Source organism: Halobacillus sp. Nhm2S1, from assembly GCF_019599545.1.
Lineage (GTDB): Bacteria > Bacillota > Bacilli > Bacillales > Halobacillaceae > Halobacillus.
Window position 1 is genome coordinate 409,525 of record NZ_JAIEZV010000002.1, and the last position, 14,012, is coordinate 423,536.

At 32.0% G+C, this 14,012-nt stretch carries 10 protein-coding genes and 2 pseudogenes; all 12 read right to left on the reverse strand.

All coding sequences use genetic code 11. The features are described from left to right. Window positions 1-661: 661 nt before the first annotated feature. The 12 genes and pseudogenes from K2225_RS08445 to K2225_RS08500 all read right to left on the reverse strand — a co-directional run bounded on the left by K2225_RS08445 (window position 662) and on the right by K2225_RS08500 (window position 13,999). Entirely contained in the window at window positions 662-1,699 is a 1,038-nt protein-coding gene (locus tag K2225_RS08445; RefSeq protein WP_220584902.1) for a GDP-mannose 4,6-dehydratase, read from the reverse strand. A gap of 740 nt (window positions 1,700-2,439) precedes the next feature. After that, window positions 2,440-3,716 (reverse strand): annotated as a pseudogene (locus tag K2225_RS08450) (nucleotide sugar dehydrogenase). A gap of 355 nt (window positions 3,717-4,071) precedes the next feature. After that, window positions 4,072-5,067, reverse strand: coding sequence for a UDP-glucose 4-epimerase GalE (gene galE / locus K2225_RS08455; RefSeq protein ID WP_220584347.1), 996 nt, complete (start codon window positions 5,065-5,067; stop codon window positions 4,072-4,074). A gap of 28 nt (window positions 5,068-5,095) precedes the next feature. Next, a pseudogene (locus tag K2225_RS08460) lies at window positions 5,096-5,489 on the reverse strand (UDP-N-acetylglucosamine 2-epimerase); the annotation flags it as partial. Further along, window positions 5,468-6,151 carry a nucleotide sugar dehydrogenase gene (locus tag K2225_RS08465; RefSeq protein ID WP_220584903.1) on the reverse strand — a complete coding sequence of 228 codons (684 nt, stop codon included), beginning with the start codon at window positions 6,149-6,151 and terminating at the stop codon, window positions 5,468-5,470. The gene K2225_RS08465 and the pseudogene K2225_RS08460, both read right to left, overlap by 22 nt. Then, entirely contained in the window at window positions 6,147-6,284 is a 138-nt protein-coding gene (locus tag K2225_RS08470) for an NAD-dependent epimerase/dehydratase family protein (RefSeq protein ID WP_220584348.1), read from the reverse strand. The genes K2225_RS08465 and K2225_RS08470 overlap by 5 nt, the downstream gene beginning before the upstream one ends. A gap of 167 nt (window positions 6,285-6,451) precedes the next feature. Further along, the gene (locus tag K2225_RS08475; RefSeq protein WP_220584349.1) at window positions 6,452-7,909 is read right to left on the reverse strand and encodes an oligosaccharide flippase family protein; all 1,458 of its coding nucleotides are present in this window, start codon (window positions 7,907-7,909) and stop codon (window positions 6,452-6,454) included. Continuing rightward, window positions 7,909-9,237 (reverse strand): glycosyltransferase family protein, encoded by a 1,329-nt coding sequence (locus tag K2225_RS08480; protein ID WP_220584350.1) that lies wholly within the window; start codon window positions 9,235-9,237, stop codon window positions 7,909-7,911. Before K2225_RS08480 ends, K2225_RS08475 begins: the two co-directional genes overlap by 1 nt. A gap of 48 nt (window positions 9,238-9,285) precedes the next feature. Then, window positions 9,286-10,284 carry a beta-1,6-N-acetylglucosaminyltransferase gene (locus K2225_RS08485; protein ID WP_220584351.1) on the reverse strand — a complete coding sequence of 333 codons (999 nt, stop codon included), beginning with the start codon at window positions 10,282-10,284 and terminating at the stop codon, window positions 9,286-9,288. Further along, window positions 10,281-11,627 carry a hypothetical protein gene (locus tag K2225_RS08490; RefSeq protein WP_220584352.1) on the reverse strand — a complete coding sequence of 449 codons (1,347 nt, stop codon included), beginning with the start codon at window positions 11,625-11,627 and terminating at the stop codon, window positions 10,281-10,283. The genes K2225_RS08485 and K2225_RS08490 overlap by 4 nt, the downstream gene beginning before the upstream one ends. Then, window positions 11,614-12,807, reverse strand: a complete 1,194-nt coding sequence (locus tag K2225_RS08495; RefSeq protein ID WP_220584353.1) for a glycosyltransferase — start codon at window positions 12,805-12,807, stop codon at window positions 11,614-11,616. Before K2225_RS08495 ends, K2225_RS08490 begins: the two co-directional genes overlap by 14 nt. A gap of 106 nt (window positions 12,808-12,913) precedes the next feature. Next, complete coding sequence (locus K2225_RS08500; RefSeq protein WP_220584354.1) at window positions 12,914-13,999, reverse strand: glycosyltransferase family protein; 1,086 nt, start codon at window positions 13,997-13,999, stop codon at window positions 12,914-12,916. Window positions 14,000-14,012: the final 13 nt, after the last annotated feature.

Below are 14,012 nucleotides of genomic sequence, written 5' to 3' on the forward strand. Positions count from 1 at the left end.
AAAAAGCTTGGGTTTGTGACATTGTATTTGCCATTCGAACCCTATTTGTTTTTGTAGAAACCTTAAAGGATGTCATGGAGTTACTTGCCGATCAGCAGATACTCACTTTTTGTACCTGAATGGTTAGAACCTTAACCAACTGTTGAAATCTACCGTGATTTATTTGGCTAGCCTTTTGCAAAAAGGGCTTTCCCAAGAAAAACTTGCTTATCGAGCAGGCATGCAATCTCTGTATATTAGTGGCATAGGAAGAGAGCGAAGAAACCCATCACGAACTACTTCTACTATTTAGCTCATGCCCTGGAAGTTTACCACAATTACTCCATCCCTTCGGTTAAATTGGACACCAAAGGCGAGGAATTCGATGACTGATTATCTAAAGAAAGAGTATCTACTCCTCCCCACTTCATATTCTTCTCTTTATATCGAACTCCTCGGTAAAAATCCTACTATGTCTATGACCAGTTGGAAATACACCGAATAGAGTCCTATACGAAAATCGAAGCCGTAAAAAATTACTAGCTTTAATTGAAAGAAGTTCTTATCCTCTCTAAATTCATGACCTTTAACATGTATATATGAGTATTTACACATATATTAAAATATTGTTACCGCGCCATCCTTTAGTCATATAAAGTCTTCGGGCTCAGGCACGAAAACTTTACATCTTGTTATAGTAATCTACATACCAATCTGCAAACTTATGCAAACCATCCTGAATAGTCGTTTCCGGCTTAAACCCTACTGCTTCTTGTAACTGGTCAGTGGAAGCATAAGTAACAGGAACGTCGCCTGGCTTAATCGGTTCATACTCTTTCTTGAACTCGATGTTTTTATCAAGTGCATTGCTTAATGCTTTCTCTAATGATTCTATGAACGTCATTAATTTCTCAGGACTGTTGTTACCGATATTGAAAACTTTATGTGGAGCACCTTGATCTCCTGGCTCACTGCTTAACAGACGCTCTATACCGACTACAATATCATCGATATATGTAAAATCACGGTAAAGATCATTCTCGAAGTCCCCATTGTTATATATCTTAATCGATTCACCAGCAAAGTACTTATCAGTGAACCCGAAGTAAGCCATATCCGGTCTTCCAATAGGACCATAAACGGTAAAGAACCTTAACCCTGTTGCGGGGATATTGTAAAGATGGCTATACGTATAAGCCATCAATTCATTCGACTTTTTAGTAGAAGCATATAAAGCATATAAAGATACCGGGTGATCAACAAAATCTTTCTCTTCAAAGGGAACCTTTTTATTCGTACAATAAACAGAGCTTGACGACGCATAAACCAAATGATCGACAGGGTTATGACGACAAGCTTCTAATATATTATAGAATCCAATGACATTGCTTTGCATATACATGTCTGGATTCTTGATAGAATACCGGACCCCAGCCTGTGCTGCCAAGTTAACAACAATATCTGGTCGGTATTCTTTGAAGACGGAATCTATGGATTCTTTATCCGATATATCTTTCTTAAGGAATGTGAAACTCTCATAAGGTTCTAGTAAACTAAGACGTGTTTCTTTAAGACCTACATCATAATAGTCATTCACATTATCAAGACCGACAACTTTACATCTTTTATCAAGCAACTTCTTAGAGAGGTAATAACCAATGAAGCCAGCAGCACCGGTTACTAAATAAACTTTATTAGAATCTAGTGGTTTGTAGCTCATATGCTGCTCTGTTTCACTACCAACAGAGTGGTATTCTACCTTCGCTTTTTTCATTTCGTCGATATCATAGATGTTACGTCCACTAAAGCTCGGAGACGGTTCTAGTGCTTCCTCATTTCAATCACGTCCCTTTGTATCATGTAGCAAAATTAAATCGTTTAGTTCTTTTTTTAAGTGCAAAATGAACTTTGCTTCCCCCTATAGAGACCTACCTTTCAAAGCTTCACATATAGAAAAATTATGTGTTTCAGGAAGCGCAGGAACCGTCCCCGCGCTTTAGTCACTGCAATCCACATGGTATGAAAGTGTTCTATTATGTAAATACATCATTCTCTGTGTATCTTGGAGCCAAATAAATCTTTGTTTTTGCTAAGTGCAGAGTGAACTTGTTTCTCTTTTATAGAAACCCAACCTTTAATTATTCAACATGGCATCATGACGAACAATCATTCATATGCTTAGAAAGCACACAAACCGTCCTGGAGCTTCAATAGCCCAATCTCTCCAACCAAATATACATAGATCTTTTCAATCATAACAACACCACTACATATATATGAACATATTTTAATATATAAATCCAAAAAGTGCTTACCACCAAGAGCTAAAACCCTTGGTGGTAAGCCATTCTTTAGTTCTCTAAGCTGTGTGGTGGGGGAGGCACCGGCATTCAGGAAGCGCTAGAACCGTCCCCGCGCTTCAAATATTGTGGTTAATCAACAGTCCTGCAGGCACCGATTTTAAACCAGAATTTGTTCTTTCTTCGTGTATTGATGAAGGTTTCCGAAGTTAATATACGCTACATCTTCATCTACATTAGAGACCACATTCTTCGTGTCAAACACTTGCAAATTGCTCATACCCTTAAACTTATCCCAATCCATCTCTTTAAACTCATTATGATCTGTCAAAATAAGCACTAAATCAGCTCCTTGAACCGCTTTTTCCATATCCTTTTCTACCATTTCTGCTTCTACGTGAGGATCGAATGCTCTCACTTCAAAATTGCTTTGTTCTTTTAACATCTTGTAGATTTCCATAGCCGGGCTTTCACGGATATCGTCAACGTTTCCTTTGTAAGCCAGACCGAATACGCTGACCGTTTGCCGTCCACGTTTTTCATCAATTTGTGGACATTGCCGACAACATACTCTGGCATACCCACATTGACAGAACGGGCAAGACTGATCAATTGAGCCGTTTCAGGGGCATTAGAAACAATGAAATACGGATCGACAGCAAGAAAGTGACCGCCAACTCCTGGTCCTGGAGTATGCAAGTTCACACGTGGATGTTTATTGGCCATTTCCACAACATCCAAAGCATTGATGTCCAGTTCGTTACAAACTCGAGTCAATTCGTTGGCAAGAGCAATATTCACATCTCTATAAGTGTTTTCCATCAATTTGGACATTTCGGCTGTCTTCGCATTCGTCTTTATGATTTCTCCTTCTACAAACGTTTCGTACACTTGGGCACCAGCTTCTGTACATGCGGAAGTTACTCCACCTACATTCCGGTTGTTATAAATCAAATCATGCATAATCTGACCTGGCAATACACGCTCCGGACAGTGGACAAGGTAGATATCTTCCCCGACCACAAAGCCAGCTTCTTCAATTAATGGCTGAACATGGTCATTAATGGTTCTTGGTGCGATGGTTGATTCAACAATGACGACGTTCCCCTTTTCAAGATAAGGTATGGTATTGTTGACGGCAGATTTTACGTATGTCAAATCGCAGGATTTATGCTCGTCATCCATATTTGGAGTAGGGACAGCAATAATAAAGGTATCAGCCTTAGCTGGCTCAAGGTCTGCTCGGAAGTTCCCTTTTTCTACTACCTCTATCAATGCTTCTTGTAAACCTGGTTCTTAGATGTGTATTTGCCCATCATTCAATGACTCGATAACAGATGGATTAACATCGACTCCTACTACCTCTACTCCATATTTTGCAAACATGATAGAAGTAGGTAGTCCAATATAGCCTAAACCTAGTATAGTAATTTTCATTAAAAAGCCCTCCTAGAGGCGTATATTAATTATATATAATAAGATTTTCTATAACGTTAAATTATCTATAACTTTTATTTTATATAACGTTTCATTACTAATTACGTGATTGTTGAATGATAGACAAAAAGAAAAGATTTTTTCTAAATCCCAATTATAATGCCCTCTTGTATGGAGCGCATTTTCTATCCTTCCAAATAGTTTATTAGAAGAAGTGGAGTATGATTGAAACAACTGATTTACTTAAAATCTAATAAAATTTCTCAATATGTATCATTTATATGCTTGGGACGCTCAAGAACCGTCCCCACGCTTCTTGGGTGGTAACAGGCACCAAAATCTAACTTTAGTCTCATTATTCTTTGTAATTCTTCTCAAATCGCCACGCATCCCGGCACATGGCTATAATATCACGTTTTGCCTTCCAGCTAAGTTCTCTCTTGGCTTTTGAAGCATCAGCATAGCATGAAGCAATATCCCCGGGTCTACGATCTACAATTTCATAAGGAACTTTAATACCATTAGCTTCTTCAAAAGCTTTCACTAATTCTAATACACTGGTACCCTGACCGGTTCCCAAATTATAAACATGAGCACCATCTTTAAGATTATCTAACGCTGCAACATGTCCTTCTGCTAGATCCAACACATGTATATAATCTCTTACTCCCGTACCATCTACTGTTGGATAGTCGTTCCCAAAAACTTGGAGTTTCTCAAGTTTCCCTTTGGCAACTTGAGTGACATAAGGCATTAGATTATTGGGAATGCCATTAGGTGCTTCACCAATTAATCCACTCTCATGTGCACCTACAGGATTAAAATATCGAAGGAGAGCAATTGAAAAATCCGGATTTGCTTTAGTTATGTCAGTTAGTATTCTTTCACTCATAGCTTTTGCCTCACCGTAAGGATTCGTAGTTGGTAAGAGATCCATTGTTTCTATGAATGGAACAGCGTTATCCCCGTAAACTGTTGCAGATGAACTAAAGACAAAACGTTTCACTCTATACTTTAGACAGGCCTTAGCAAGAACCATTGTACTTCCAATGTTATTGTAATAGTAGGTTAGTGGCATTTCGACGGACTCCCCTACTGCTTTCAATCCTGCAAAATGAATGACACCATCTATTTTATGATTATTAAAAATAACATCAACAGCTTGTTCATCTGTTACATCAACCTCACACAGAGTTACTTCTTTATCTGTAATATCTATGATTTTCTCAACAGTTTCACGTTTGCTATTACAAAAGTTATCAGCAATAATTAAAGAATGCCCAGCCTCCAACAAGGCTATACATGTGTGTGAACCAATATATCCTGCACCACCTGTAACTAGTATATTCATAAATTAAGCCTCCCTTCTGCTTAAAAATTCATTTATATTTCCGACATATACGTTTTTTAAAAATCTTTTGAAATTCTATAATATCAGCTATACGTTTACTTGCATAACCGTCACCATATGGATTGCTTGACTCATATTTTTTACTCTTCTTTATTTCCTAAGAGTTGCTTAAAGGCCTTATAAATTTTCTCTTCATCTGTTCCGACTAATTTCAGTGTGCCAGCTGCTACACCTTCAGGACGCTCTGTCGTATCACGCATCACAAGAACTGGCTTCCCTAAACTTGGAGCTTCTTCCTGGATACCACCACTATCGGTTAATATTGAATATGACCTTGAAAGGAAATTATGGAAGTCCAATACTTCCAATGGTTCAATGATTCTTACTCTATCACAACTACCTAGAATTTCATTAGCCGCTTCTCCCCCACCAAGAACCACGGATCAACTGAAATACAATGCCCTCCTACACCTAGACCAGGTTGCATTATATTAACTCTTGGGTGCATATTGGCAATTCTAATAATCTCATAAACATCCATATTGTCATTATGACAAATCTTATCTAGTTCATTTGCAAATGCAATATTAATATCTCTATAGGTGTTTTCAACAACCTTTGACATTTCTGCTGATCTGATATCCGTTACAACAATTTCAGCCTTACAGAAATTCGAATACAATCTTTTAACTTTCACACCTAATTCTGGATTATCTGCTCCTATAGTTCTTGACTTATACTCAAGTTCATAGCTCATATTTCCGGGTATTATTCTATCTGGTGCATGTAATAAGTGTATATCTTCTCCAATAGCAAAGCCTCTTTTTTCTATTACTGGTCGAATATACTTATCGATAGTACCAGGCGATATTGTCGATTCAATAATTATTGCTGCACCTTTTTCACAAACATCGAGCACACTATTTAATGCTAAAATAATATATTTCGGATCAAGCTTCTTACTGTCTTTAAGATATGGAGTTGGAACTGCAATAATATAAGTATGAGTCTTCTTATACTCCGTTGTAAATTCAAAATCATTTGAAAGAGCTTCATTAAATAATTCCTCTAGTTTTCTTTCAATTTACTTTATCTAGAGTTTCTTCCTTGCTATTGGAGAGGTTATTAGCAACAACTACTTTATGCCCAGCTTTTAACAGAGCAATACAAGTTTGCGAGCCGATATCTCCAGTACCACCAGTTACTAATATATTCATTGATATACTCCTTTCATTAATTAAAGTGGTTTTAGGAACCCACTTTATCAACTACTCACAACGAAGGGAACTCTATTATTAGAAAACTAAGACAATAATTGAGCTAGCTGGTTGAACTCATTCCTTTTTCTTCATTAGATGCATGGTTACTTTGTATATACCATGATTCACAGTCTATTTAATGCTTCCCATTGTTTTTTTAGTTCTTTTGCAAAGATAAATATATATACTGTTAGCCATACTATCCCAAGGAATACTATTTCCAGAATATCACCATATACAATATTAATATTTAGATAACCCTTTATGTACTTGAAAAGAAACCCAAGTATCATGTTAATTATTGTAATCATAGATAATACCTTCCACGGGAATATCCTAAAAAAACTAACTTTAATAAAGTTTGAAGTATAGATAAGTTGTATAGCATTAACAAATAGCTGGCTCAATAGTGTTGCAATTGCTGGACCAATTGTACCGAAAATTAAAAACAAGACGTAGTTTAAAATAATATTTAAAATTAATGAAATTATTGAACTATAAAGTATAAATTTCGTTTTCCCTAATGCATTTAATATCATACCGAAATAAGTAAATCTTAATAATAAAACTAAACTATAAATAATAAATACTGGGACTCCTGGCAAATATTTTTCAGAATATAACAGTGTTATCACTTCAGGAGAAAATATAATAAGCATCGTTGCAAATATACATATAATTGAATAAGAAAGAACAGATGCGTTCCCCCATATACTTATTGCTTTATCATTTTCTTTTTGCTTTAAAAAACGAACTAATTGTGGTAACAAAACAGCAGTAAGTGATGAAGCAATAATAGTAACAGGCATTTCTCTAGAGGCATTGGTATATATAGCTAATTGTTCTGTGTCTAAAAAGTTCCCAATCATAAGTTTATCTAGTGTGATATTAATAGTTCCAATAATAGATGAAAGACCTATTGGAATAGAAAACAATAATATTTTTTTTATATAGGCGATATCAATATTTACTTTTAGTCTTTTCGATAAATCTTTCACTATTATATATACAATTATTGCAAACAAAGCTTCAACAATGATAAATAAAAACATATATACGCTGAAAGCTAGATTAAAAAAATGAACTATTAAAATAATACCTAGAAGTGAAATACTATTAGATACTCTAAACCACACTATTAAACTAGTCTTTTTATAAACAACTAAGATATTTTCAATACTACTTATAATAATTCGTGCCCATGGGAAAATTGCTAAAACATATATAAAGTTGTTAAGGAGTTTATTATCAAAAAAATCAACAATCTTAGGTGTAAGATAGACTAAGAATAAACCCACTATTATACTCAGTAAAGTTGTAAAGGTATAATAAACTGATAAAAACTGTTCTCTTTCTTTGTTTGTTTCAGCTCTCGCAAGGAAAAAATTAATACTATTTGGTAAACCTAACATAAAGATAACTGTAGTTAAATTAACTACCACTTGTATTTGGGAGTATGTTCCATATTCTTTCAGGGTCAACATTCTTGAGAGTAACATTGCTGTAATGAAAGATACTATTAAAGTAACCACCTTAGAAGTTGTGAGCTTAATAGCATCATTACCAATTGATTCCTTTGGCATTATATTATCTCTTCAAATTCTGCTACTATATTTTTATAATCATAGCGTTTAATCACATACTGATTTGGATTGAAATTAGTTTCCATTCCGCCTTTAAATCTTAAATATTCTTCTTTTATATATGCCTTTAAGGCTTTAAAATCTCTGTCATATCTTGCTATTTCAAATGAAAAACCTAATGCAGCTTTATTCATAACATTAGAAACCTCACTATTTGGTAAATCTCCATTAACAATTGCAATTATCGGCTTATTACTTAACATATATTCTAGGAACTTAGCTGGAAACACTCCTATTTCACTTTTGCTGTTCCATGTGGATAAAATTAAAAACCGAGAGCATGATTGTAAGTTAATAGCATCCCTATGTGTCAAAAATCCATGGTTCACACAAATACTTTGCAGTTTAAATTCATTTGCTTGATTAACTAGGTTTGAATAATCAGTTCCTGCATAGTTGAAAATTAAGTCATTTTTTTGAATCACCTTTTCTTTTATTAAAGCTGATAGACACTTGAATAGGGGAGTTAAGTCACGTTTTCCTCCATATAAATAGCCAGTATAAGTAAAAGAAAATTTAGCATCCGACTTATTAATAGATTTATTATCCAGTAAATCATTCTCATCAAATCCATTTGGAATGACGTATGACTTATAATCATACTTCCCATTACATATTCTTTCTAAGTAACCATTTGAAACCGTAACAATTTTATCTGCTAATTTACATGCTTTTTTTTGTAGAAAGGAATTTATTTTGTTATCGATAGGCAAACGTAAATCAGTAACCATTGGGTCCCTAAAATCACAGATCCAAGAGATTTTAGGATGTTTCTTTTTAAAGGCTATTCCACATAGTACTGATGTTAAGGGGCCATAAGTCGAGACTAATACATTATAGTCTTCGTATTTGTCCTTATTAGCGTTAACATGCTTTTTAAACGAATGGTAAAAATCCAAGTTTATCATTATATTCAATATAAAAAGCATATAAATTCTTAAAACCTTTATTACTTTATTGAAATAATGTTTATTCTTATTATTATCTTTAATAACACTTTTCTCTCTAGAAGTACTCCTTTTACCTGTACCATTTATTCGTTTTATATATCTTTCTATAAACTTTGAATGATTTAGTTCAGTCACATTTACATTTTCGTAATCTTTTTTTTCATAAGACTTATCTAAATGTACTTTCAATGAAGTCGTAATTACCTCGATTTGATAATCATTTTTTTCAGCTAAATATTTTGCTAATTTTGTAGCTCTTATAGATCCTACCTGATTTTCAGGCGCAAACAAGTAGCTAACTATTAATATTTTTTTCATATATTCACCTACTTTTTATACATTATATAAACACCAACAACCTAATATTCAAAGGAGATATTCGTCTATTAAATCCAATATTTTATAATCAATTGAATCATCGAATTTTCTAGCAAAATAATGATGTAGTTTAGAAATTTTATCAAAATCCTCTACAGTTAAAATATGAGGATGACCCATATAAGGTTTCTTTTCATCATAAAAGTTAGGGTATATCAAGCTATCATTGCAATCTCTCGTGAACTTATTATTGAAATTAATCGTTACATATTCCGAAACACTCGTTCGCATAGTTAATGTTTGAAAGAATGTTTCTTCAGGTGTAAGACTTTTTTTAAAAATTGATATTATCCTGTTATTCGATTCATAATATTGAGTATAAATATCATCTATTACAATATCCGGCAAAATCCACCATGATGATCCGCCATATACACTGCAATTTAAATTTTTAAGTTCTTTATATGGGTGAACTATAAAAAATCTTAAAAACTTAAAGAATATATAAAGGGGCGTTTTCAACATTTTCCTTTTTAATCCTTTTTTCATATATTGGTTAATATCTTTATTTAACTTAATTTCAATCGGTAATTTTTCATATAACTTATAAACCCAATTCTTATTTACGCATGGTTGACAATCAATAAAAGGTTTTGGATATGAATTATTCAACTCTTCTACTAGAGCATTAACGGGTTTAATTGGATAATCTTGTCCACTAATCAACATCGTATAGCTGTATTGAATTCCTTTTTCCTCTTCAATTTCTTTTGTTTTCTTTATTAACGACATAGTAACTTCAATAAGTGACCAATCGCTTAAATTCGCTGATATCCTATCTTCTGGAAAATATATATTTTCCATAACAGATAATAATTCATTGATTTTACTTTCTGATAAATCCCATTTTTCATCAATATGAATGAAGATATCTATATTTTTGTGGTTAATTTTTTCAACTAAACGCTTTAGTTGCTTGAAGTTCTTATGCGCAATTATCAATATTGCAAACTTTTTATTGTTAATACCATTTGATTCTATCTTCATTTTTTTTCCTTTCCCATACATTGTATTAAATAACTTTTTCCCAGTAAGAATAAACAAGTAACATAAAAGAATTCATCTGCAAATACTACATCTAATGAAAGCCATGGTAAGAAACAAGCTATAATTAATATTAAAGTTGGAAGAATAGTAAAATAAGAGAAAAACTTTTTCTTTAATAAAACAGATTTATTTAGATAATAAATCCATACAATTAATAATATTGAACCTACAACACCGAATTGATATATTATTTCTATTATTACATTATGAGAACTTTTACCGAAAGCAGGGTATTTTTCAGTATATCCTTGTCCAAATAGTAAATCTAATAGATTGTTTTCAAAAAATATTAAATATTTTATTGCTATATTGGATCTACCAGAGGACAAGGAATTAACATTATTACTAAGCTCAAATCTTATCAAGTACATATCAATTAATTCTTTTGAATTATTTAGAAAAATAAAGAATCCTATAATACAAACTACTGAAAGTAATACTAAATATTTTTTACTTTTCACAATACCTAGTAAATGTATTAATGCAACTCCCCACAAACCAATTAGAATTATTAAAATAAACAAAAACATTTTTGATATCGATTGTAATCCAAAATAGATTAAAGCTGACAGTTGAGGAAGAGTTAATAATAACAATGGGATACTTCTTTTTGTTAATAAAATTATTAACAAACCTGCAATTGCAACTAAAATTTGCGCAGAATAATAATTAGGGTCCCCATTAAATCCACTTAATCTTGTTAGTCCTAAACTGTCCCAAGTGCTAACATTTATAAACCCTCTCATATGGGGGTATTTCATCAGGGTTTCTGAAGAAATACATGCACCTATTACACCAATCGACATATAAAGTACAGACTTTTCAAATGAAATTTGTCCTTTATAGGTATTAAAATAGGTTGGTAAGAAAAACAACATGATAATGAACATAAAGTATCCTGATGAAGGTGTATAACCATGGAAAAACTTAACAAATAAGGTGAGAACACCCATTATACTAGTAATAATTAAAACGTTATAATTTATTGATATTTTTTTGTTTTGATAAAAGAACAATAAAAAGAATATGGGTATTATGATACTATATAACGTAAGTGTCCCAGGTGTAAATTTCATTATCGGAGACCAGGGCAGGTAGAATAGCATTATAGGAAAAAACTTAGAATTACGATTTGAAATTACTATAAATATAAAAAATAAAAGTGCAATAAATATTATTATTTTATTACTAACGAAGTGCCCATAGGATAAAATTGTTACATCTATTATGAGTAAAAGTAATAACTTTACATTAATTATCTTATCAATATCACTCTTGACCATATGGCTGTTTCCCCTTCAACAGACATAGAAATTGCTTTATAGATTTTTTATTATTATAGTTTTTCGCTAATAAACTATCTTTTATTTTTAATAGATTACTTTTGCTATCCAAAATAGATTTTAGAGATTTAAGTATACCGGAAGTAGAATTCTCACAAACCCACCCTGCATCATTATCTTCTATCATCTCTTTTGTTGATGTGGTTTTAGTTGAAAGCACAGGTATTCCTAAGCATTTGGCTTCGTCAATAACCATCGGTGCAGCCTCATGATAAGAAGGGAGTAAGAATAAATCGGAATTTTTCATGTAACGATATGGATTATTTGTATTACCATAAAAGTATACACTTTTTGAAATTTTTAGATCTTCAACAAGTTTCTCTAATTCCTTCCGTTGAGATCCATCCCCGACTATGTGATACCTTATTTTATAACCTAAAGATAGGCATTTATATATTGCAGTTAAAGCACGTTCAATTCCTTTTTCCTTACTCAATCTCGCCACACTAATAATGTTCACATAATCCGGATCGTAGTTAATAGCATTTTTTTCGGCCAACCTCATAATGTCAGCATAATTATTACTGTTCCTAACACTATATGTTTTATTCTCGCATTCCGGCATTGTTAGTATAAATTTATCTCTACATCCTTCTGAACAAGTAGCAACCTTATCAAATTTTGAATAAAGTGCTCTAACATATGCAGTATTACCTCCATACTCTGTAAAATCACAGTGTATAAATCCGATTTTCTCTCTTGCATTTATTTTATCTAATACTAATTCATTTGCTCCTCCATATAAACTTTCGGGTGTAGAACTATGCATAAAAGATATTGCATAATCAAATTCACTTAATCTTTTTTGAGTTTTCATTAATAATTTTATAGGTAAATAGTGATTAAAAACCCTAGTATATACTGTCAAAACAGATCTAATAAAATAATACTTCAAGCCCAACCTTTTTGAGTCTCTGAATGACATTCCTAATAACTTCAAATAAGATGAGCCTTCAATAACTTTTATTTCCTCTGGAATATTAGTAATATATTCTCCACTCTTGTTAAGAAGTAACAAAGTCACATCATAATCATTCTTAATTTCATACAATAAATTTAATAAAGATTTTTGAATGCCTCCGATATTCATGTTGTTATTCACTATTATTATTGATTTCAAAATTATTCTCCTTACACTTTTCTATTATTAGCACCCTTTGCTATAATCATCAAAATTTTGTATTTCATTTTTATGTTATAAACGTGTGGAAAATAAGAAGTTAATTTCAATATAACTCTTTTTTCAAAAACCCCTTGATACCTTTAATATAATCACTATCTTCACTTGTGAATTTTTTTAATTCTAAATTACAATTTTCATTAAATTTTCTTTCATTTATATTAAAGTAGTGATCGTATAATATATTTGCAAAGTTATCATTGTTTACATCAATGCTAAACCCCACTCCACTATCTTTAACCTTATTATCCTTATAAGTACCTACCTCCACTAGTTGAGGTATTTTAAATATAACGCCATCATAGTATTTGTTTGATATTGCATATTTTACTGCATACCCAACTTCAGGATCATAACTATTATTAATTATATCTGCATCTAGTAGTAGTGATGCTTTATCTTCGTTGTTATAAAAACCTGTAAAAGTAATATTCTTTACACCCTCTTGGTTAGTGTATTCAAATAATTTGTCCAAATAAGGCCCTGCCCCATGAAATATCAAATGAAACCTAGAGTCGTTTTTTAATTTACTTATAATTTTTTTTTGATGTTCATAATATCTAACTGACCCTATCCAAACTATATTTAGTTTCTCACCCTTTTTCTTTTTTACAAAATTCGAACTAATTGATAAGTTATTATAATTAAAGTTATGAGCCATTATATAATTGTAGTCTTTGGGCAAAAATTTTTTGAATCCTTCAGATGAAATACAAGTGAAATATGATGAATCAATAACTTTTTTCTCAACTCTAAAAAATGATTCTATCTTTTCATAACTATAATCTCTGATGTCAAAAATATATTTTTTTTTATATTCTCTTTGTAATAATTTTGATATTAATATTCCAGATAATGTATCTAATATTATTATTTTTTCATAACCATTTGTTTTGATATTTTTAGTTAACCATTTTTTAAACTTTATAAAGTCCATTATCTTTAATAATTTTTTCTTAGATCGTCTCGACCTTTCATTGAAAGAGAGGTAATTGTCTGGATATTCTGTTTTCAACTCATCTCTATTCCAATAAAGTACTTCAAATTCTATATTTTCTTTGTCTAGGACCTGCTTATATTTTTCTAAGTAAGGACAATATTCAATGTTACCTATAAATACCAAACCAATCATCATAACTTTCCCC

Coding starts and splice junctions, on each gene's coding strand:
- K2225_RS08490 (WP_220584352.1), bottom strand. CDS start 11,627: ATGGTCAAGAGTGATATTGATAAGATAATTAATGTAAAGTTATTACTT.
- galE (WP_220584347.1), bottom strand. CDS start 5,067: ATGAATATACTAGTTACAGGTGGTGCAGGATATATTGGTTCACACACA.
- K2225_RS08445 (WP_220584902.1), bottom strand. CDS start 1,699: ATGAGCTACAAACCACTAGATTCTAATAAAGTTTATTTAGTAACCGGT.
- K2225_RS08485 (WP_220584351.1), bottom strand. CDS start 10,284: ATGAAGATAGAATCAAATGGTATTAACAATAAAAAGTTTGCAATATTG.
- K2225_RS08470 (WP_220584348.1), bottom strand. CDS start 6,284: ATGAATATATTAGTAACTGGTGGTACTGGAGATATCGGCTCGCAAACT.
- K2225_RS08500 (WP_220584354.1), bottom strand. CDS start 13,999: ATGATTGGTTTGGTATTTATAGGTAACATTGAATATTGTCCTTACTTA.
- K2225_RS08480 (WP_220584350.1), bottom strand. CDS start 9,237: ATGAAAAAAATATTAATAGTTAGCTACTTGTTTGCGCCTGAAAATCAG.
- K2225_RS08475 (WP_220584349.1), bottom strand. CDS start 7,909: ATGCCAAAGGAATCAATTGGTAATGATGCTATTAAGCTCACAACTTCT.